The organism is Sphingomonas mangrovi (genome assembly GCF_047975845.1).
Classification (GTDB): domain Bacteria; phylum Pseudomonadota; class Alphaproteobacteria; order Sphingomonadales; family Sphingomonadaceae; genus Sphingomonas.
The window spans coordinates 23,250-43,641 of sequence record NZ_JBIUCZ010000010.1; the positions used below are offsets into that span (position 1 = coordinate 23,250).

The 20,392-nt window shown below is 70.6% G+C and carries 21 protein-coding genes and 1 riboswitch; of the genes, 8 read left to right on the forward strand and 13 right to left on the reverse strand.

All coding sequences use genetic code 11. The annotated features are described in order from the left end of the window. Position 1: 1 nt before the first annotated feature. Together cpaB and ACBY01_RS06935 are read right to left on the reverse strand one after the other, a co-directional pair. Positions 2 to 1,039, reverse strand: coding sequence for a Flp pilus assembly protein CpaB (gene cpaB, locus ACBY01_RS06930; RefSeq protein WP_416460069.1), 1,038 nt, complete (start codon positions 1,037 to 1,039; stop codon positions 2 to 4). A 42-nt stretch (positions 1,040 to 1,081) separates the two neighbouring features. Continuing rightward, complete coding sequence (locus tag ACBY01_RS06935; RefSeq protein WP_416460070.1) at positions 1,082 to 1,561, reverse strand: A24 family peptidase; 480 nt, start codon at positions 1,559 to 1,561, stop codon at positions 1,082 to 1,084. A gap of 47 nt (positions 1,562 to 1,608) precedes the next feature. Between ACBY01_RS06935 and ACBY01_RS06940 the strand changes: the two genes are divergently transcribed. Both ACBY01_RS06940 and ACBY01_RS06945 read left to right on the forward strand, forming a co-directional pair. Continuing rightward, positions 1,609 to 2,553, forward strand: coding sequence for an alpha/beta fold hydrolase (locus ACBY01_RS06940; protein ID WP_416460071.1), 945 nt, complete (start codon positions 1,609 to 1,611; stop codon positions 2,551 to 2,553). Further along, positions 2,550 to 3,644, forward strand: coding sequence for an NAD(P)/FAD-dependent oxidoreductase (locus tag ACBY01_RS06945; RefSeq protein ID WP_416460073.1), 1,095 nt, complete (start codon positions 2,550 to 2,552; stop codon positions 3,642 to 3,644). The genes ACBY01_RS06940 and ACBY01_RS06945 overlap by 4 nt, the downstream gene beginning before the upstream one ends. A 6-nt stretch (positions 3,645 to 3,650) precedes the next feature. Here the strand turns inward: ACBY01_RS06945 and rnhA are convergent, their stop codons facing one another. From rnhA to ispH, 3 genes are read right to left on the reverse strand one after another with little or no spacing between them, the layout of a single operon-like run. Next, positions 3,651 to 4,112 (reverse strand): ribonuclease HI, encoded by a 462-nt coding sequence (gene rnhA / locus ACBY01_RS06950; RefSeq protein WP_416460074.1) that lies wholly within the window; start codon positions 4,110 to 4,112, stop codon positions 3,651 to 3,653. Further along, positions 4,109 to 5,062, reverse strand: coding sequence for a homoserine kinase (thrB, locus tag ACBY01_RS06955; protein ID WP_416460075.1), 954 nt, complete (start codon positions 5,060 to 5,062; stop codon positions 4,109 to 4,111). Before thrB ends, rnhA begins: the two co-directional genes overlap by 4 nt. A 3-nt stretch (positions 5,063 to 5,065) precedes the next feature. Beyond that, positions 5,066 to 6,037: a 4-hydroxy-3-methylbut-2-enyl diphosphate reductase gene (ispH, locus tag ACBY01_RS06960; protein WP_416460076.1), complete on the reverse strand. Its 972-nt coding sequence runs from the start codon at positions 6,035 to 6,037 to the stop codon at positions 5,066 to 5,068. 112 nt (positions 6,038 to 6,149) lie between these two features. Between ispH and ACBY01_RS06965 the strand changes: the two genes are divergently transcribed. From ACBY01_RS06965 to ACBY01_RS06990, 6 genes are all read left to right on the forward strand, one after another. Then, complete coding sequence (locus tag ACBY01_RS06965; protein ID WP_416460077.1) at positions 6,150 to 6,797, forward strand: hypothetical protein; 648 nt, start codon at positions 6,150 to 6,152, stop codon at positions 6,795 to 6,797. An 82-nt stretch (positions 6,798 to 6,879) separates the two neighbouring features. Continuing rightward, positions 6,880 to 6,982: riboswitch (glycine riboswitch) on the forward strand. A 153-nt stretch (positions 6,983 to 7,135) separates the two neighbouring features. Next, on the forward strand, positions 7,136 to 8,323 hold the full coding sequence (gene gcvT / locus ACBY01_RS06970; protein WP_416460078.1) for a glycine cleavage system aminomethyltransferase GcvT: 1,188 nt from the start codon (positions 7,136 to 7,138) through the stop codon (positions 8,321 to 8,323). Between the two features lie 12 nt (positions 8,324 to 8,335). Beyond that, positions 8,336 to 8,707, forward strand: coding sequence for a glycine cleavage system protein GcvH (gene gcvH / locus ACBY01_RS06975; RefSeq protein ID WP_416460079.1), 372 nt, complete (start codon positions 8,336 to 8,338; stop codon positions 8,705 to 8,707). 84 nt (positions 8,708 to 8,791) lie between these two features. Then, complete coding sequence (gene gcvPA / locus ACBY01_RS06980; protein ID WP_416460080.1) at positions 8,792 to 10,150, forward strand: aminomethyl-transferring glycine dehydrogenase subunit GcvPA; 1,359 nt, start codon at positions 8,792 to 8,794, stop codon at positions 10,148 to 10,150. Beyond that, a complete protein-coding gene (gene gcvPB, locus ACBY01_RS06985) occupies positions 10,147 to 11,697 on the forward strand; it encodes an aminomethyl-transferring glycine dehydrogenase subunit GcvPB (RefSeq protein WP_416460081.1) in 1,551 nt (516 codons plus the stop codon). Before gcvPA ends, gcvPB begins: the two co-directional genes overlap by 4 nt. Before the next feature lie 288 nt (positions 11,698 to 11,985). Continuing rightward, the gene (locus ACBY01_RS06990) at positions 11,986 to 12,774 is read left to right on the forward strand and encodes a peptidase (protein WP_416460082.1); all 789 of its coding nucleotides are present in this window, start codon (positions 11,986 to 11,988) and stop codon (positions 12,772 to 12,774) included. Positions 12,775 to 12,793: 19 nt separating this feature from the next. On the opposite strand, the gene ACBY01_RS06995 is transcribed toward ACBY01_RS06990, so the two are convergent. From ACBY01_RS06995 to ACBY01_RS07030, 8 genes are all read right to left on the reverse strand, one after another. Next, on the reverse strand, positions 12,794 to 14,092 hold the full coding sequence (locus ACBY01_RS06995) for an alkaline phosphatase family protein (protein ID WP_416460083.1): 1,299 nt from the start codon (positions 14,090 to 14,092) through the stop codon (positions 12,794 to 12,796). 212 nt (positions 14,093 to 14,304) lie between these two features. Then, the gene (gene ychF / locus ACBY01_RS07000) at positions 14,305 to 15,405 is read right to left on the reverse strand and encodes a redox-regulated ATPase YchF (protein ID WP_416460150.1); all 1,101 of its coding nucleotides are present in this window, start codon (positions 15,403 to 15,405) and stop codon (positions 14,305 to 14,307) included. Positions 15,406 to 15,654: 249 nt separating this feature from the next. After that, positions 15,655 to 15,927: a hypothetical protein gene (locus ACBY01_RS07005; protein ID WP_416460084.1), complete on the reverse strand. Its 273-nt coding sequence runs from the start codon at positions 15,925 to 15,927 to the stop codon at positions 15,655 to 15,657. Between the two features lie 221 nt (positions 15,928 to 16,148). Beyond that, positions 16,149 to 16,754: a TIGR02466 family protein gene (locus ACBY01_RS07010; RefSeq protein ID WP_416460085.1), complete on the reverse strand. Its 606-nt coding sequence runs from the start codon at positions 16,752 to 16,754 to the stop codon at positions 16,149 to 16,151. Positions 16,755 to 16,938: 184 nt separating this feature from the next. Next, entirely contained in the window at positions 16,939 to 17,511 is a 573-nt protein-coding gene (pth, locus tag ACBY01_RS07015) for an aminoacyl-tRNA hydrolase (RefSeq protein ID WP_416460086.1), read from the reverse strand. 95 nt (positions 17,512 to 17,606) lie between these two features. After that, a complete protein-coding gene (locus ACBY01_RS07020; RefSeq protein ID WP_416460088.1) occupies positions 17,607 to 18,233 on the reverse strand; it encodes a 50S ribosomal protein L25/general stress protein Ctc in 627 nt (208 codons plus the stop codon). A gap of 133 nt (positions 18,234 to 18,366) precedes the next feature. Beyond that, positions 18,367 to 19,671 (reverse strand): amidohydrolase, encoded by a 1,305-nt coding sequence (locus ACBY01_RS07025; protein ID WP_416460090.1) that lies wholly within the window; start codon positions 19,669 to 19,671, stop codon positions 18,367 to 18,369. Between the two features lie 63 nt (positions 19,672 to 19,734). Next, positions 19,735 to 20,376: a DUF4893 domain-containing protein gene (locus ACBY01_RS07030; protein WP_416460092.1), complete on the reverse strand. Its 642-nt coding sequence runs from the start codon at positions 20,374 to 20,376 to the stop codon at positions 19,735 to 19,737. Positions 20,377 to 20,392 lie beyond the last annotated feature (16 nt).

Sequence of the window (20,392 nt, forward strand, 5' to 3'; positions counted from 1 at the left end):
GTCAGTTTTTCCCCCCGATCGGGACTACGGTGAGCGTGCTGCCGCGGGCGACGCGAACAGAAGGCCCGGTGGGTGTGGCGGACTGACCCGGCGCGACCGGCACGCCCGGCATCATCGGCCCGCTGTTGATCATCGGCGACGCGTTCTGCGGCTTGCCGGGGACCGAGCTGCGCTGGAAGCGCGACACGTCGGCGCCGGTCGAATAGGTGGCGCCGCCTTCGATCGGACGCGCCGCGAGCCGGGCGAGCGCTGCGCGTTCGGCCTTGGGATCGTCGCCGTCCGGCAGGTCCGCGTCGCCGTCGGCGATCGCTTCTTCCAGTTCGGTGCTGTTGTCGGCGAGCGAGCGCAGTGACAGCGACAGCTGGCCGACCGTCTGCGCCACCGCGATCTTCTCGGCGATGCGCGGCGTCGCTTCCAGTGTGACGGTCGAGAAGGCGTCGACCACGGTCTTGCCGTTGTCGTCGACCTGCTTGTCGGTGCGCTGGTCGGTGGCGAGCACGCGCAGGTTGCGCAGCATCGTCTCCGACGCCTTGAGCGGTTCGCCGTCGCCGCCGCCCGTCACGGTCTGGGTGAGGATCAGGTCGACGCGATCGCCCGGGAAGACGAAGCCGCCGACCGAACCCTGCGTCGAGACCGGAACGGTCACCGCGCGCATGCCCGGCGCCAGCGCTGCCGCAAGGAACCCGCGGTCGCCCGGCTTGACCACCGCGCCCTGGGTGATCGGCTGTCCGGCGGGGATCGCATAGCGCACGACGGTGCCGACGAGGTTGCGCGAATCGGACGCCCCTTCGGTGTAGTAGGCGTTGGTCACCAGGTCCTTGGGCCAGGGCTGGAACGCGATCGCACCGGCATCGATGATCGTGCCGACGGGAAGCGCGCGCTTGGCGACCAGGACCTTGGGGCCCTCGACCACGACGGGCTCGCCAGCGGCGGTCGCGACCGGGGTCGGCGCGCCCTGCATGAGGTTGCGGGCCATGAACGCCGTGATCGCCGCGACGAACAGCGCGCCCACCAGGAGAAGGACTTTACGAGAATCCATGAATTCGAGACTTTCTTGTCCGTCGGCGGGGTTGATCCGGCATCATGCAGTCAGCGCAAACTGGTTAAGGATGGGTTCGCGGATCGCCAGCAGCGCGGCCATCACGATCGCCACGCCATAGGGTATCTCCGGAAGTTCTTTCTTTTTCCTCAACAGCTTGTCGCCGAGCATCAGCAGCGTCAGGACGCCGCCGAGCAGCGACATCGCCACCAGCATCCACAGGAGCGGGAACGGCGGCAGCCACAGCGCGAGCGCGCCGATCAGCTTGACGTCGCCGCCACCCATCTGGCCCATCCAGAAGGCGCCGACGAACAGGCCGAACACCAGCACCGCCACCGCCAGCTGGATCGGGACGCCCGGCCACAGCGACACGCCCGTCGCCACCCACCACAGGGGCGCGAGCAGCGCGATCGCCGCATTCTTCCAATTCGCGATCTCACGCGTGCGCACGTCCTCGATGCCGGCGGAGAGCAGCAGCACCACCAGCACGACCAGCAGCGCGGAAAGGAGCGGATGCGTCATGGTTAAGGCCCTAGACGCGGCGGCTTACGAAACCGTAACCGGGATGTATGGCTGCGCACGCCCTGTACCGCCGCGCGATTCCTGCTGCGGCGCGGATCACCCGATGGCACGCGCCCGACGGATGGGCGCACCGCCGCTTCGACTGGCCCGCCGCCCCTGGGCGGCGGCAGCGCGGGGCGATGCTGTTCCAGGTCGGCCGCGGCGACGTGTTCGAGAAATATCTGGAGAGCTTCGCCCACTGGCGCGCGCGCGGCTGGTCGATCACCAGCTTCGACTGGCGCGGGCAGGGTGGATCGGGTCGGCTGACCGACGATCCGCACTGCGGCCACATCGAGTCGTTCGACGCCTATGTCGATGATCTCGCCGCCTTCGTCGCCGAGTGGCGGGCGGAGAATGCCGGGCCGCACGTGCTGGTCGGCCATTCGATGGGCGGGCATCTGGTGCTGCGCGGGCTGGCCGAGGGGCGAGTCGCGGCCGACGCGGCGGTGCTGGTCGCGCCGATGCTCGGGCTGAAGGCGCCGATCGGCCCGCGCTTCGGCGAGCGCGCCGCGCGGCTGCTCGCCGCCCTCGGCCGGCCGACGCGGCGGGCATGGGGCAGCAACGAGCGCCCCTTCACCCGCGCCGCGCGGCAGAGCCTGCTGACCGGCGACCGGGAGCGCTACGAGGACGAACTGTGGTGGCTCGGCGCCAATCCCGACACCCGCACCGGGCCGCCGAGCTGGCGCTGGGTGGTGGATGCGTTCCGCTCGACCCGCGAACTGGCGGAGAGCCCGGCGCTGGCCCGCCTGAGCGTGCCGGTACAGCTGCTGGTTGCGGAGCGCGACGCGCTGGTCGACCCTCGCGCCGCGCTCGCCGTGGCGGAGCGGCTCGGCCGCGCGACGCTGGTCCGATTCGGGCCGGAGGCGCGGCACGAGCTGCTGCGCGAAACCGATGCGGTGCGCGATCGCGCGATCCACGCGATCGACACCTTCCTCGACGACGCCCTGGCATGACACGGCGAATCGCGATCGTCGGCGCCGGAATGGCCGGTGCGAGCCTTGCCGCGCTGCTCGCGGGCGAGGACCGGGTGGTGCTGCTCGAGGCGGAGGCGCATCCCGGCTACCATGCCACCGGGCGCTCCGCGGCCTTCTGGTCGGAGACCTACGGCGGGCCGGGCGTGCAGCCGCTGACCAGCGCCTCGGGACCGTTCCTCCACGCGCCGCCGCCCGAGTTCGGCGGCGCGAGCTTCCTCAGCGCCCGCGGCGAACTGAGGATCGCGCCGGCCGGCGACCCTGCACCGCTCGATGCGTTCGCCGCCGAGTTCGCGGGCTCGGGAATTGCGATGGTGCGCGAGGATGCCGCCAGGCGGGTTCCGGGCCTGTGCGGCGGCTGGCAGGGGCTGTGGATGCCGAGCTGCGCCGACATCGACGTCGCGCGGCTGCATGCCGCCTATTTGGCACGCGCGCGGCGGCTGGGCGCCGAGCTGCGCTGCGACGCGGCGCTGGTGGAGGCCACGCGCGCCGACTGGATGTGGCGGTTGCGGCTCTCGGACGGGGCGATCCTCACTGCCGACGTGCTGGTCGACGCGGCGGGCGCCTGGGCCGATCGCGTTGCGCGGATCGCGGGCGCGAGACCGGTCGGCATCCAGCCCTATCGCCGAACGATGGTGCAGGTGCGCGTCGATCCGCCCGCACCGGCCGATCTGCCGGTGGTGATGGACGCGGCCGGCGGTTTCTATTTCAAGCCCGAGCCGGGTGGACGCGTGTGGCTGACCCCGCACGACGAGACGCCGGTCGACCCGGGCGACGTCGCCGCGGAGGAACTCGACGTGGCGGTCGCGATCGATCGCATGCAGCGGGTGGTCGACTGGCGGATCGAGGCGGTCGAGCGGCGCTGGGCGGGCTTGCGCAGCTTCGCGCCCGATCGGCTGCCGGTCTATGGCTGGGACCCGAAGGTCGAGGGGTTGTTCTGGTGCGCCGGCCAGGGCGGCTTCGGCATCCAGACCGCGCCGGCCGGCGCCGCGCTATGTGCGGCGCTGCTGGGGCGGGGCGCGATGCCCGAGGGCGTCGATCCCGACCTCTATCGACCCGATCGCTTCGGCTGAGTCGTCTCAGGCGGCGGCGGTGGTGCGTCCCGCCGCGATCGCCGCGTCGCTCGCCAGCTTGTCGGCGCGCTCGTTCTCCGGATGGCCGGCATGGCCCTTCACCCACACCCACTGGATCTGGTGCGGCTTGGCGGCGGCGAGCAGCGCCTGCCACAGCTCGGCGTTCTTGACCGGCTTCCTGTCGGCGGTCTTCCAGCCGTTCTTCTGCCAGCCTTTGATCCACTTGGTGAGCCCGTCCATCACGTAGCGGCTGTCGGTCGACAGCGTCACCCGGCACGGGCGCTTCAAGGCGTTCAGCCCCTCGATCGCCGCCATCAGCTCCATGCGGTTGTTGGTGGTGTGCGCCTCGCCGCCCGACATCTCGCGCTCATGCTCGCCCGAGCGGATCACCACACCCCAGCCGCCGCGGCCCGGATTGCCCTTGCACGCACCGTCGGTGAAGAGTTCGACGGGGGTCAGTTCGGTCATGCAAACGCGTTCCTGTTGTTCTCGTACCAGTCGAGCCGCCGCAGATAGGCGAGCGGGTCCTTGCGGGTCACCAGCGCGTCGGCCGGCGTGTTGATCCAGTCCCAGGCGCGGGTCAGCAGGAAGCGCAGGCACGCGCCCTCCGCCAGCACCGGCAGCGCCGCGCGCTCCGCGTCCGACAGGCCGAAGCCCTCCCGATACCCCTCCAGCAACGCGCGGCCCACCGCCGGGTCGAGCGGCGTGCCGGCGCCGTCGAAGCTCCACGCGGAGTGCATCACCGCCAGGTCGTAGGCGCGCACATCGGTGCAGGCGAAATAGAAGTCGATCAGGCCGGTCACCCGGTCGCCGAGCATCAGCACGTTGTCGGGAAACAGGTCGGCATGGATCGCGCCGACCGGCAGGTCGCCGGGCCACGCGCCCACCACACGGTCGAGCGCACCCGCGACCCGATCGCGCAGGCCCGGCTGGATACCGTCGAGCCCCGGCGCGCACTGCTCGAACAGCTGGGGCCAGACGGCGACGCCCATGCTGTTGGCGCGCACGGGCGCGAAATCGGCGAGCGCGGCGTGCATCCGCGCCATCGCCTCGCCGCCGGCGCGGGCCTGGTTCGGGGTCGGCTGGCTGAGCGAGACGCCCGACAGGAACTCGATCAGGCAGGCGGGACGCCCCTCCAGCGTCTGGATCACCGTGCCGGTGCGGTCGGGCAGCGCGCGCGGCACCGGGTTGCCGGCATCGGCCAGCCGGTCGATCATCGCGAAGAAGAAGGGCAGGTCGCCCGCATCCACGCGCTTTTCGTACAGCGTCAGGATGAACCGGCCGCGCGTGGTGTCGACCAGATAGTTGGAATTCTCGACCCCTTCGGCGATCCCCTTGGCGGAGACCAGCGCGCCCACGTCATAGCGCGCGAGGAAGGCGCCGAGCGCCTCCGCCGAAACCTGCGTGTAGACTGCCACCGGTCAGGCGGCGGCTTCGAGGCCGCGGGGCAGCTTGAAGGTCAGCGTCTCGCGAGTCATCTCGACCTCGCGCTCGGTGATCGCGAACCGCTCGGCGAGCCGCTCCACCACTTCGCGCACCAGCATCTCGGGTGCCGACGCACCGGCGGTGAGGCCGAGCGAGCCGACTCCCTCCAGCCACGCAAAGTCGATGTCATCGCCGCGCTGGATCAGGTGCGCGGTCGTGCCCTCGCGCTCCGCGACCTCGACCAGCCGCAGCGAGTTAGAAGAGTTGGGGGCGCCGATCACCAGCACCAGGTCGCACGACGATGCGATCGCCTTGACTGCGGCCTGGCGGTTGGAGGTGGCGTAGCAGATGTCGTCCGCCTTGGGCGCGACGATCGCGGGGAACCGGCGCTGGAGCGTCGCCATGATGTCCGCGGTGTCGTCGACCGACAGCGTCGTCTGGGTGAGGAAGGCGAGGTGGCTCGGATCGGCCGGCTCGACCGTCTCGGCATCCGCGACCGTCTCGATCAGCGTCATCTGACCCGGCGGTACCTGGCCGAAGGTGCCGATCACCTCGGGATGGCCGGCGTGGCCGACGAACAGGATGTGGTGGCCGGACCCGACCAGCCGCTCGGCCTGGCGGTGAACCTTCGACACGAGCGGGCAGGTGGCGTCGAGATACTCCAGCCCGCGGTCCTGCGCCTCGACCGGCACCGACTTGGGCACGCCGTGGGCGGAGAACACGACCGGCACGCCCTCGGGCACTTGGTCGAGCTCCTCGACGAACACCGCGCCCTTCGCCTTCAGCGTGTCGACGACGAACTTGTTGTGGACGATCTCGTGCCGGACATAAACCGGCGCGCCGTGCTTCTCGATCGCGAGCTCGACGATGCGGATCGCGCGGTCGACTCCGGCGCAGAAGCCGCGCGGGGCGGCGATCAGCAGATCGAGGGCGGGCTTGGCGGTCGACGGGCTGGCGGGATCGGTCATCGCCCCGGCATCTACGCGATTGCTTGCGCGCTTGAAAGGCGGTTCCTATGCTGGCGGCGGTCCGGGTCGGCGCGTCAGCGACGGCCCGTTCGTCGTGAAAGGTGTACCCCCCGTGATCGTCCGAACGCTCGCTGTTTCCGCTGTCGCGCTCCTCGCCCTCGCCGGGTGCAGCCGTAAAGGCGAGATCGACGTGACCCGCGGCGTCGGCATCACCACCGTGCGCTCCGCCTGCCCGGCGACCGGCGTGCCGGCCGGTACCGGCGACATCACGCTGTTCGATCCCGCCGGCAGCCGTCTGGCGAGCGCGATCGACGTCACCGCGACGATCACCAACGTGCGCGCCACCTGCAACGACGCGGGCGACGACATCGTCTCGACGGTCACCTTCGACATCCAGGCGCGCCGTACCCGCACCGACGCCGCGCGCCAGGTCGATCTCCCCTATTTCCTGACGGTGGTCCGCGGCGGGTCGCAGGTGGTGGCCAAGCGGGTCAACCACACCGCGCTGAGCTTCGCCGCGGGGGAGGCGCGCGCGCAGGCGCAGGGCAGCGCCACGGCGGTCGTCCAGCGCTCGGCCGCGACCCTGCCGCAGGAGATCCGCGACCAGATCACCCGCCGCCGCAAGGCCGGCGAGCAGGATGCCGCGACCGATCCGCTGTCGACCCCGGAAGTGCGCCAGGCGGTGCTCAACGCCTCGTTCGAGGCGCTGGTCGGCTTCCAGCTGACCCAGGACCAGCTGCGCTACAACGCCACGCGCTGATTCGACGCGCTTCGCCGCGTGGCCGATTGACTCGGCCAAGCGGCCGAGCCACAGCGAGCGGGTCGATGGCCGGCAACGGCCAAGGGCACGCGCGGGAGAGCGCCGCCGGTCTTCGAGGCCGCATGCGGCCGCCGAAGGAGCAACCGCCCCGGAATCTCTCAGGCAAACGGGACCGCGCGCGTCGACGACACTCTGGAAAGCGCATCGGCACGCCGATGCCACCGAAGGGGTAAGCGCGGACCGCCCGTGCGAAAGCTCTCAGGTTCCGTGACAGAGGGGGCGGCGAGGATGCGGGGAGGCCCGCGCCGTCGTCGTGCCTGACCTGCCGGAGACTGCGGATGAGCGACCTTTCCCCCAACGACGCGACCGACACCGACGGCGTCGAGCCGATCGCCCCCGCGCTGCTGCCGCTCGACGCCTGGCACCGCGCCCAGGGCGGCCGGATGGTGCCCTTCGCCGGCTACGAGATGCCGGTGCAGTACGAAGGCATCATGGCCGAGCATCTGTGGACCCGCGAGCATGCCGGGCTGTTCGATGTCAGCCACATGGGCCAGCTGCTGTTCACGGGCGAAGGCGTGGCGGAGGCGCTGGAAGCGCTGCTGCCGGGCGACCTCCAGGCGCTCGGGCCCAATCGCATGCGCTATTCGCTGCTGCTCGCCGACAACGGCGGCATCCTCGACGACCTGATGGTGACCTGCCTGCCCGAGGCGCACCCGTTCGGTGAGGCGGGCGAGCCGGCCCCGGCGGGCGACGCCTTCTACATGGTCGTCAACGGCGCCACCAAATACGACGACCTCGGCCACCTGCGCGAGGCGCTGGCCGATTCGATCACCATCAACCACCTCGAAGAGCGCGCGCTGCTCGCGCTGCAGGGGCCGGAAGCCGTCGCCACGCTCGCGCGGCTCGTCCCCGGCGTCGACGCCTTGCGCTTCATGACCGCGGGTGCGTTCGAATGGTCCGGCCACGCGCTGTGGATCAGCCGCTCGGGCTACACGGGTGAGGACGGCTGCGAGATCTCGCTGCCCGCCGAGGCCGCCGAGGCGTTCGCCGCCGCGCTGGTTGCCGAGCCGGAGGTCCAGCCGATCGGCCTGGGCGCGCGCGACTCGCTGCGCCTGGAGGCCGGGCTGCCGCTGTACGGCCACGACCTCGACGAAGAGACCACGCCGATCGCCGCCGATCTGGGTTTCGCGCTGTCGAAGCGCCGCCGCGAGCAAGGCGGCTTCCCCGCTGCCGAGCGCATTCTGGCCGAGCGTGCCGAGGGTTCGGCGACCAAGCGCGTCGGCCTGCGCGTCGACGGCCGCCAGCCGGTGCGCGAGGGCGCGACCGTCGTCGACGAGACCGGCGCGACCGTCGGCCGCGTCACCTCGGGCGGCTTCGCGCCGAGCGTCGGCGCGCCGATCGCGATGGCCTACGTGCCCGCCGCGCTTGCGGTCGCCGGCACCGCCGTCACCCTGTCCCAGCGCGGCAAGGCGCATCGCGCCGAAGTCGTGCCCATGCCTTTTGTCCCCCACCGTTACGTCCGCTGAGGAGCGCCGTCGATGAGCCGTTATTTCACCGAAGAACATGAATGGGTCGAGGTCGACGGCGAGGTCGCGACCGTCGGCATCACCGAATATGCCCAGAGCCAGCTGGGCGACATCGTGTTCGTCGAAGTTCCCGAGGAAGGCCGCGCGCTGTCCAAGGGCGACGATGCCGCGGTGGTCGAGTCGGTGAAGGCCGCCTCCGACGTCTACACCCCGGCCTCTGGCACCGTGCTCGAGGGCAACCCCGCGCTCGAGGCGAACCCGGCGCTGGTCAACGAGGATCCGGAAGGCGAGGGCTGGTTCTTCCGCCTGACGCTGTCCGATTCGTCCGAGCTCGACGGGCTGATGGACGCGGACAAGTACGCGGCGTTCGTCGCCAAGCTCTGATCTTTCTCCCGATGCCGCGGGCGCGCTCCGGCTGCGCCCGCGGCTCGAACCCCCGGGCGGGGTGACGCCCCGCGAAGGAACGCCATGCGCTACTTGCCGCTTACGCCCGACGATCGGACTGCGATGCTCGCAGCCGTCGGCGCGCCCTCGATCGACGCGCTGTTCGCCGACGTGCCCGAGGCGGCACGGCTCGACGGGCCGGTGCCCGGCCTGCCCAACCACGCCAGCGAACTCGCGGTCGAGCGCCAGCTCTCCACCCTCGCCGCCAAGAACCTGGCCGCCGGCGCGGCGCCGTTCTTCCTGGGCTGCGGCGCCTATCGCCATCATGTCCCGGCCAGCGTCGACCATCTGATCCAGCGTGGCGAGTATCTCACCGCCTACACGCCCTATCAGCCGGAAATCGCGCAGGGCACGCTGCAGATGCTGTTCGAGTTCCAGACGCAGGTCGCGCAGCTGCTCGGCTGCGACGTGGCGAACGCGTCGATGTACGACGGCTCGACCGCCTGCTGGGAAGCGATCACGATGGCGCGGCGGGTCACCCGCCGCGGCAAGGCGATCCTGTCGTCGGGTCTGCACCCGCACTACGTCTCGGTCGCCAAGACGATGGCGAAGTTCACCGGCGACGTGCTGGAGACCTCCGCGCCCAAGCTCACCGCCGACACCGATGCCGAGGCGCTGATCGCCGCGATCGACGGCGACACCTCGTGCGTGGTGGTTCAGTACCCCGACATCCTCGGCCGCATTCCGGACCTGCGCCCGATCGCCGATGCGGCGCACGCCAACAAGGCGCTGCTGATCGCCGTCGTCACGGAGCCGGTGGCGCTGGGCGCGATCGCCTCGCCAGGCGAGTTGGGTGCCGACATCGTCGTCGGCGAAGGCCAGTCGCTGGGCGTCGGCCTGCAGTTCGGCGGCCCCTACGTCGGCCTGTTCGCCTGCTCGGACAAGCTGGTGCGCCAGATGCCGGGGCGGCTGTGCGGCGAGACCGTGGATGCCGAGGGCAAGCGCGGCTTCGTGCTGACGCTGTCGACCCGCGAGCAGCACATCCGCCGCGAAAAGGCGACGTCGAACATCTGCACCAACTCCGGGCTGTGTGCGCTCGCCTTCTCGATCCACATGACGCTGCTGGGCGAGACGGGCCTGCGTCAGCTTGCGGCGAGCAACCATGCGCGCGCTTCGGCGGCCGCCGACCGGCTGGCGAAGGTGCCGGGCATCGAGCTGGTCAACACCAGCTTCTTCAACGAGTTCACGCTCAAGCTGTCGAAGGAAGCGCGTCCGGTCGTCCGCACGCTGGCCGACAGGGGCGTGCTCGCGGGCGTGTCGCTCGGCCGGCTCTATCCGGGCGAGGCGGAGCTCGCCAACGGTCTGGTGGTGGCGGTGACCGAGACGGTGACTGCGGAAGATATCGAGACGCTCGCGACCGAGCTCGAAGAGGTGCTGGCATGACGATCAACCAGAGCGGCTGGCGCCCCGAGATGGGCGGCGGCGAAGCGGCCGGGCAGGCGACCTTCACCGGCAACCGCGCGCTGATGCTCGAAGAGCCGCTGCTGTTCGAGATCGGCTCGGCCGATACGACCGGCGTCGACTTCGACGAAGCGCCGCAGGCGACGTCGCGGCTCGGCGGCATGGAGCGCAAGGAGCCGATCGGCCTCCCGGGCCTGTCGGAACCGGAGGCGGTGCGCCACTACACGCGCCTCAGCCGTCAGAACTATGCCATCGACCTGGGCCTGTTCCCGCTCGGCTCGTGCACGATGAAGCACAATCCGCGCCTCAACGAGCGCATGGCGCGGCTGCCGGGCTTTGCCGACATCCACCCGCTCCAGCCGATCGACACGGTGCAAGGCGCGCTGGCGCTGATCCACCAGCTCGCGCATTGGCTGGTGACGCTGACCGGCATGGACTCGGTCGCGATGAGCCCCAAGGCGGGCGCGCATGGCGAGCTGTGCGGCATCCTCGCGATCCGCGCGGCGCTGGAAGCGAAGGGCGAGGGCCACCGCAAGGTGATCCTGGTGCCCGAGAGCGCCCACGGCACCAACCCGGCGACGGCGGCCTTTGCGGGCTTCAAGGTCGAGGACATTCCCGCCACCGCCGAAGGGCGCGTCGACCTGGAGGCGCTGAAGGCGCGGCTCGGGCCGGACGTCGCGGGCGTGATGATCACCAACCCGAACACCTGCGGCCTGTTCGAGCGCGACATGCGCGCGATCAGCGACGCGGTCCATGCGGCGGGCGGCTACGTCTATTGCGACGGCGCCAACTTCAACGCGATCGTCGGCCGGGTGCGTCCCGGCGACCTGGGCGTCGATGCGATGCACATCAACCTGCACAAGACCTTCTCCACCCCGCACGGCGGTGGCGGGCCGGGTTCGGGGCCGGTGGTGTTCTCCGCGGCGCTCACGCCCTATGCGCCGCTGCCCTTCGTCGAGAAGGATGGCGATCGCTACGCGCTGGTCGAGGAAGAGACCGCTGGCGAGCATCATGCCGGCAGCTTCGGCCGCATGGTCGCTTTCCACGGCCAGATGGGCATGTTCACCCGTGCGCTGAGCTACATCCTTAGCCACGGCGCCGATGGCCTGAAGCAGGTGTCCGAGGACGCGGTGCTCAACGCCAACTACGTGCTGCGCCAGCTGGAGGACGTGCTCGACGCGCCGTTCGGCGGCAGCGGCCCGTGCATGCACGAGGCGCTGTTCTCCGACGAGGGGCTGGCCGAGGGCTTCACCACGCTCGACGTGGCCAAGGGACTCATCGACGAGGGCTATCACCCGATGACGATGTACTTCCCGCTGGTCGTCCACGGCGCGATGCTGGTCGAGCCGACCGAGACCGAGTCGAAGGCGGCGCTCGACCAGTTCATCGGCGCGCTGCGCTCGGTGGCGGAACGTGCCAAGGCCGGCGACCAGGCGCTGAAGGGCGCGCCGCACTTCGCGCCGCGCCGTCGCCTCGACGAGACCCAGGCCGCCCGCAAGCCGGTGCTGCGCTGGAAGGCGCCGGCCTGATCTTTGTTCCTGCGCCGGCAGGAGCCCCGGATCGCAGGCGATACGCCTGACGGCCCTGGGCTCCCGCTTGCGCCGGAGTGCTGGACGTTGTGCGCAGCGTCCTGCCGCCCGGTCCTTCCCGTGACGTGGGGCTAGCACGAGATTTGCTGTCGACCTCCCGAGCAGGAGGTGGCGTCCCGCAACGGCGGGGAACCGGCCGCGCCGGGGCTACGTTGTTCCGAGCATAGTTCACGCTCCGTTCAACTCGATAGTGCGATCGGTGCGCCAGATTCTTCGGGGAGATTTCCCATGTTTTCGAAGCGCATACGCACCCTCGCGCTCCTCGCCGCGGCCGGTCTGGGCCTCGGCGCCTGCACTTATGGCGACGGCGGATACGGCTATAGCGGCGTCTCGCTCGGCTACGGGTCGGGCGGATATTATGATCCGTACTACGGCAGCAGCTACTACGGCAGCGGGTTCGGGTCGCCGTACTGGGGCTGGTACGACAACTTCTATTATCCGGGCACCGGCTATTACGTCTACGACCGCTATCGCCGTCCGCACCGCTGGACCGACAGCCAGCGCCGCTATTGGGCGCAGCGCCGTCAGGGGTGGCGCGGGCACGATCGCGATCGTCCGCGCAACAACTGGGGCGACTTCCGTCCAGGCGATGGGCGTCCGGGCGACGGGCGTCCGGGAACGCGGCCGTGGCGTCCCGGTGAGGGCCGGCCCGGCGTCCGCCCCGATCGGCCGGGAGAGGGCCGGCCGGGTGTTCGTCCCGGTCGCCCGGGCGGAGAACGGCCCGGCGCGCGTCCGGGGCGCGGGGAATGGCGTCCGGGAGTCCGTCCGGGCCGCCCGGGTGAATGGGTGCCCAGGTCGCGGCCGCAGCAGGAGAACGCCCGTCCGGGCGTCCAGCGCCCGGACCGCCCCAATGGCGGTCAATGGCGCCGACGCGAGGGCAGCCAGGCGACCCCCGGCGCCCGGCCGGGCCGCAGCTGGGGCAACCAGGGTGGCCGACCCGGCCCGCGGTGGGGTGGACAGAGCGGTCGCTCGGGCGGGCCGCGCTCCAGCGGTCGCCGCGGACCGCGCCCGCAGTAAGCCTGCGCCTTGACGGCGACTAGTTCGCCGTCAGGACCCGCCGGAACGGGGCGTCGCTGCCGTCGACGTCCTCGCCCGGCGGCAGGCCGATCAGGTCGCGCAGCAGCGGGTAGACGTCGACGTTGTCGAATGCCGGGATCGTGCGGCCGCGGGCGAACGCGGGTCCGTTGGCGACGAACAGCGCCGCCATCTCCGGCGCCATGTTGTCGAAGCCGTGGTTGCCGCCGCTCTGCGCCGCCTTGGGCGCGGTCGCGAGCACCTGCCACCCGGTCTCGGCGAGGCACAGGATCGCGGGCACGCGCGGGTTGCGGCCGTAGTGAAAGCGCGCCGGGATCTCGCCCTTCCGCCAGCATTGCATGTGGTCGTGGTGGCCGAGCAGCGCCTTCTCCACCGCGGCCGTCTGGCCGGGGAGCGGGGTGAGGCTGGCGTAGGGCCCGGCCTCGACGACATGGTAGCGCGCGGGATCGGCGAGCGTGTCGAGCGCCACGACGCGCGTGCTGCTGGTGGCGGCCATGCCGTGGTCGGCGACGATCACCAGATTGGCCGGCTGGCCGAGCGCGGCGAGCCCGTCGACCAGCGCGCCGACCGAGGCGTCGACCCCGGCGATGGCTTCGTCGACCTGTGGGGACGCGGGGCCGAAGCGGTGGCCGGCGGTGTCAACCGCCTCGAAATAGAGCGTCAGCAACCGCGGGCGGATCGCGGCGGGGCGGCGGAGCCAGTCGAGCACGCCGTTGACGCGCTGGGTCGGGCCGATCGCCTCGTTATACTGCTGCCAGTCCGACGGGCGGGTGCCGCCGCTCAACGCGTGCGGCCATTCCGCGGCGCGCGTGCCGCCGATCGCGACGTTGGATCCCGGCCAGAACTGCGTGGCGGTGCGGATGCCCGCCCGTTCGGCGGCGACCCAGATCGGCTCCGCGCCGTTCCACCATGTCGGGTCGTCGGTCGCCATCGTGAAGACGTCGGCCGGGTCGGCGGGATTCTCCATGCGATTGGCGACGATGCCGTGGCGGTCGGGCCGCACGCCGGTCACGAGCGTCCAGTGGTTGGGAAAGGTCTTCGACGGAAACGACGGGCGCATCGGCCCCGTCACCCCGGTGGCCGCCAGTCGCGAGAGCACCGGCGTCACGCCGCGGCCGAGATAATCGGGGCGGAAGCCGTCGATCGACACCAGGATGGTGACCGGCGCGCGATCCTCGGAGGGCGCGGCGACTGCCGCCGGGGCGGGAGCCGGTGCGAGGGCCGGCGGCGGCGGGGTCTGCGCACAGGCGGTGAGCGCGGCGGCAGCGAGCAACGCGGCGACGAAGCGGGGTTTCGACATGCCCGGCCTCTCGCGCCGTTGCGCGGCAGGATTATGACAGTCGAGGTTTTTCCGGGCGATTTCCGCAGCATGGGGTTTCGTGCCCCTGCGCAGGCAGGGGCCCAGAGCCCAGCGTAACCGGGGCTGCGTATGGGGCCCTGGGCTCCCGCCTGCGCGGGAGCACCGCAGTGCGTGGCAGGGGCGGCTCAGACCATCGGCCACGCCGCTCCCCGTCACACGTTGAAGCGGAACAGCATCACGTCGCCGTCGTGGACGACATATTCCTTACCTTCCTGACGCAGCTTGCCCGATTCGCGCGCGCCGGCTTCGCCCTTGCAGGCGACATAGTCGTCGAACGCGATCGTTTCGGCGCGGATGAAGCCGCGTTCGAAGTCGGTGTGGATCTCGCCGGCCGCCTGCGGGGCCTTGGCGCCCGCCTCGACGGTCCAGGCGCGCGCTTCCTTGGGGCCGACGGTGAAGAAGGTCAGCAGGTTGAGCAGCTTGTAGCCGGCGCGGATGACGCGGGCGAGGCCGGTTTCGGTCAGCCCCAGGTCGCTCAGGAACTCCTGTCGGTCGGCAGGCTCCATCGTCGCGATCTCGGCCTCGATCGCGGCGGAGACGACCACGGCCTGCGCGCCCTCGGCCGCGGCCTTTTCGAACACCGTGGCGGAGAGCGCGTTGCCCTCGGCCGCGTCCTCTTCGTTCACGTTGCAGACGTAGAGCACCGGCTTGGCGGTGAGCAGCTGCGCCTGAGCGAACACGCGCGCTTCCTCGTCGTCCTTGGGTTGGGTCAGGCGTGCGGGCTTGCCCTCGCGCAGCAGGTCGAGCGCCTGGCCGAGCACCGAGGCGCCGATCTTGGCCTCCTTGTCGCCCTGCTGGCCCTTCTTGACGAGGTTGGGGACGCGCTTTTCCAGGCTTTCGAGGTCGGAGAGCATCAGCTCCGTCTCGACCGTTTCGGCGTCGGCGATCGGATCGACCTTGTTGTCGACGTGCTGGATGTCGTCGTTCTCGAAGCAGCGCAGCACATGGACGATCGCGTCCACCTCGCGGATGTTGCCCAGGAACTGGTTGCCCAGGCCCTCGCCCTTGGACGCGCCGCGCACCAGGCCGGCGATGTCGACGAAGCCCAGCTGGGTCTCGATGATCTTCTGCGATCCGGCGATCGCGGCGAGCTGGTCGAGCCGCGCGTCGGGGACCGCGACGTTGCCGACGTTGGGCTCGATGGTGCAGAACGGATAGTTCGCCGCCTGCGCCGCTGCCGTCTGGGTCAGCGCGTTGAAAAGGGTGGACTTGCCGACGTTCGGAAGCCCGACGATGCCGCAGCGGAAACCCATGTCCGGTTCTTCGATCCCGTTGGTGAAGGTGAAGCCCGCCGCATAGGCGGTTCGGGCTCCGTTGACCAGATGGGCTTGCGACACCCGTAGGGGCGAGGCGGGTGGAGCGGCCTTCCGAAGAATCCGTTCGTGCTGAGGTGGGGGTGAGCTTGCCGAAGCGCCGTATCGAAGCACCGGTGGCGATCCTTCGATACGCCACTTCGACTGCGCTCAATGGCACCTCAGGACGAACGGGGCGGGGGGAGTCTCCTACGCCTTCTTGGCGGCCTTTTTGCGCTTGGTCGTCGCCTTGGGCGCTTCGCTGTCGCGCGACAGCAGCAGGATCGCGCCGACCGCAAGCCCGCCGATGCCGATCCCGGCGACGGTGGCCCAAGTCAGGGCGCGCTGCCGCTGGCGCTCGGTCTCAGCCGTGTGGGCCGCGGCGCGTGCGGTGGTCTCGGCTAGCGCGGGCGGCGGCGGCGGCGGCGCCTGGCGCGGATATGGCGACTGGTTGGCATCGGGAACAGGTGGCGTGTGGCTCATGGGCGGGTCTTCCGGTCGGAGGGAGAGGTGGGGGCGGGGAGGCTTATTGGTAGCCGCCCTCTTCCTCGCGCTCCTCGGCCGCCTCGGCCTGCGCGTCCTCCAGTTCCTCGGCGTCCTGCGCGTCGGCCGGCGTGTCGTTCGGGTTCGGGTCCTGGATCATGATCGGGTCCTTTCGGCTGCGAATGCCCGTTCAACCGCCCAGCCCGCCGCGGCGTTCCCGCTTACCAGCGGTAGTTGAAGCTCACGCTGATCCGCTCGCCCTTGCCGGCATGGGGCATCACCTCGTGCCGCAGCCAGCTTTCCCACAACAGGATGGTGCCGGGCTCGGGGTTCACCTCGACGAAGGTGGCGAGGTTGTCGGGCGCGTCGGGGCGGCGCGGCGGCGCGGCCATCAGCCGGGCGAGGCGCGGGTCTTCGAGCTTGAGGCCCCCGGCACCCTCGGGCACCGCGACATAGACGGTGCCGGAGACGACGCTGTGCGGGTGGATGTGCCCCGAATGGCCGCCGCCGGGCTTGAGCAGGTTGACCCACAGGCTGTCGAGCTTGAGCTTGCGCCCGCCCAGATCCATCGCACACGCCTCGGCAAAGCGCGCGACGTGGCGGTCGAGCAGCCGCTTCAGGTCCGCGAAGGCCGGGTCGCGGATCGGCAGGTCGTCGAGCGAGGCATAGCTGGTGTAGCCGCGATAGCGATGCTCACGCGACCAGCGCCTGCCGGCCATGTCGTCCTCGGCGAGCGCGCGAACGCTGTCCTCCAGCTCGGCGATCAGCTCGGGCTGGTCGAGCTGCTCCTGATAAAGCGGCGTGGTGAAGAGGTGGCGCACGGGCATGGGGGCTCCTGAGTTAGGTCGGCATGTAAGGCCCACCCGCTCGTCTCGAATAGGGATCGAGCTTGTCGAGAGCCCGTATCGAGAGAGCGCCGGCCGGTCTCTCGATACGCCGTCTCGACAGGCTCGACGGCTACTCGAGACGAACGGAAAGGGAGGGTGGCGGAGGGCCAGGATGTCGGCCCGCCTAATCCCGCTGCAGCCGCAGCGCGACCTCGTTCATGAAGCGGACGTCGTCGCCGCGCGCGAGCCATTCGGCCTCGGCCGCCACCGCGCCCAGCATATCCGACAGGTCGTCGATCTCGGCCTTGGCATAGTTGCCGAGCACATATCCGGTCACCCGGTCCTTGTGTCCCGGATGGCCGATGCCCAGCCGCACGCGGCGATAGCCGTTGCCGATGTGCTGGTCGGTCGAGCGCAGCCCGTTGTGTCCGGCGGCACCCCCGCCGATCTTCACCTTGACCTTGAACGGCACCAGGTCGAGCTCGTCGTGGAACAGCGTCACGTCCTCGGGCGCCAGCTTGTAGAAGCGCATCGCCTCGCCGACGGCGCGGCCGCTCTCGTTCATATAGGTGCCGGGCTTGAGCAGCAGCAGTTTCTCGCTGCCGATGCGGCCTTCTTGCACCCAGCCCTGGAACGCCTTCTTCGGCGGGGTGAAGCCGTGCACCTCGCCGATCGCATCGACGGCCATGAAGCCGACGTTGTGGCGCTGCATCGCGTGTTGCGGGCCCGGATTCCCCAGGCCGACCCAGAGCTGCATGGCTGTCTCCGAGAAGGTCGCTTCAAAAGAACATCGCCCCCGCAACGGGTTGCGGAGGCGATGCTGTCTTTACCGGTGTTGGAAAAGGGAAGGGCTCAGGCGCCCTCTGCCTCGTCCGCAACTTCGGTCTGGGTGTCGCCTTCGCTCGACTTGAGCGCCGACGGCGCCACGATCGTCGCGATGGTGAAGTCGCGATCCTCGATCGCCGACTGCGCGCCCTGGGGCAGCGTCACCGCGGAGATGTGGATCGAATCGCCGACTTCGGCGCCCTTCAGCGAAACCTCGACCTGGTCGGGGATGCTCGCCGCGTCGACCACCAGCTCCAGCTCGTGACGGACGATGTTCAGAACACCGCCGCGCTTGATGCCGGGGGCCTCTTCCTCGTCGGTGAACACGACGGGCACCTGGACGGTGACGGTCGAATGCTCGCCGATGCGCAGGAAGTCGACGTGCACCGGCTGGTCGGTGACGGGGTCGAAGGTCACGTCCTTGGGCAGCGTGCGGATCGAGGAACCGCCGGCATCGACCATCACGACCGAGTTCATGAAGTGGCCGGTCATCAGCAGGCGCATCAGCTCGCGCCCGTTGACGTGGATCGGGGTCGGTTCTTCCTTGTTGCCGTAGATCACGGCGGGCACGCGGCCTTCACGACGAAGCGAACGGGAGGCTCCCTTGCCAACCCGATCGCGCGTCTCGGCCGACAGCGTAAGCTGGTCGCTCATCACAGTCTCCGTATTGCGCTTGGTTCCAGTTTCGTCGACCGGGCCTCCAGGGATGACCCCGGCACGACAAGGGCGCGCGAATAGGCGAACGTGCGCCGAAACGCAAGTGAACCGCCGCCGCGCGCAGCGGCCGTTACTTCTTGAGCACGTCCAGGGCCGCCGCCGTCAGCGCCTCCGTCGCAGTCCCGATCACCGCCTCGGCGTCGGGCGCCCAGGTGGCGCTGTGCAGCGAGGGAAGCTCGGCGGTGCCGCCCTCGGCCGCGGCCCATTTGTCGGCGGGAACGCCGCCCACCCAGAAGATCATGCTCCCGATCGACTTGTCGGCCAGATAATAGCGGCTGAAATCCTCGCCGCCCATCGTCGCGGGGACGTCGCGCACCCGCGCCTCGCCGAAGCGCTGGGTGAACAGCGTACGCAGCTCGCCCGACAGCGGCTCGGTGTTGAAGGTGGCGGGGGTGTAGCTTTGTTCCACCTTCACCGTCGGCATGCGGTCCTCCGGCACGCCGGCGGCGATCGCCTCGCCCCGCGCGATCCGGGCGATGCCGTCGAGCAGCTGCTTGCGCGACTCGTCGCTGTAGCTGCGCACGGTAAGCAGCAAGGACGCTTCGTCCGGGATGATGTTGTGCTTGGCGCCCGCGCGGAAGCTGCCGACCGTCACCACGCCCGGCGTCTGCGGATCGAGCTCGCGCGACACCAGGGTCTGGAGCGCGCCGACGATGCGCGCGCCCAGCACGATCGGGTCCTTGGTGGTGCTGGGATAGGCGCCGTGGCCTCCGACGCCGCGCACGGTGATGTCGACCGAGTCGACGTTGGCGAAGGTGTAGCCCGAATGCACGCCGATCACCCCCGCCTGCAGTCCGGCGCTGTCGTGGAAGGCGATGGCGTGGTCGGGCTTGGGGAAGCGCGTGTAGAGCCCGTCGGCGAGCATCGCCTGCGCACCGAGCCCGACTTCCTCGGCCGGCTGCGCGATCATCACCAGCGTGCCCGACCATTGCGCCTTCATCGCCGCCAGGTTGCGCGCGGTGCCGACCCAGCTCGCCATGTGCGTGTCGTGTCCGCAGGCGTGCATCACGCCGGTTTCGACACCCTCCGGCGTGGTCGCGCGCACCTTGGAGGCGAAGGGCAGGCCGGTGGTTTCGGTGACGGGCAGGCCATCCATGTCGGTGCGGATCAGCAGGGTGGGGCCGGTGCCGTTGCGCAGCACCGCGACGACGCCGGTGCCGCCGACCTTTTCGGTGACGGTGAAGCCCGCCTTGCGCGCCTCGGCCGCCAGGCGCGCGGCGGTCTTGACCTCCTGGCGGCTGAGTTCGGGCGCGGCGTGCAGCGCGCGATAGAGCGTCATCAGCTGCGGCAGCTCGGCCATCGTCGCATCGCGCACCGGCTCGGCAGCGGCAGGCGAGGCGGCAAGCAGGACGGCGACGGCGAGCAACGGACGCATGGCGATTTCCCCCTTATCTGTCGCCATCCTGCGTCACGCGCCGGCGCGCTGGCAAGCGGCGGATCAGCCGGCGGGGACCAGCTCGATCACGTCCAGCGTCGATTCGAACTGCGGATAGGGCAGCACCAGCCGCCAGCGGCGCGCGTCGACCCGCTCGACCAGCCCGGCCATGTCGCGGGTGGTGTCGCGGCCGTATTCCAGCGCCGCCCGCTCGTCGCCGAGCACCAGTGTGCCGAGGAACACGCTGCGCGTCTCGCTGTCGGGAAGGATCAGCCCGACCGGCCGCTGCGAGCCGCTGAGCTTGTAGAAGCTCAGCACGTCGCCCTCGCGATCGATGCGGCAGTCGAAGAACGGATAGGCGATGTAGCCGGGTGCTGCGGCACGGCCGCTGCCGAGCTTGAACACCCGGCAGCGATAGGCACCCGGCGGCGGGGGCGGGCCGGGGAGCGCGCGATCGGGATCGAACAGCACGCCCTGCGCGGCGACCGCCGACGCATCGGCGGCGCGCGCCGCGGCCAGTGCCGAGACCCAGGCGTTGCGCCAGTTGCGGAGCCGATCTCGGTCGGCGGCGGTCGCCATGCTGCGCCAGTCGGGCGCTGCGGTCGCGGCGGGAGCCGGGGTGGGGCGTTCCTCGCGGGCACGATGTCCGCATCCCCCCGCCAGCATCGCCGCCGTCAGCACCGTCCAGCCCCAACGACCCCGCATGCGCCCGCTCTCCCGT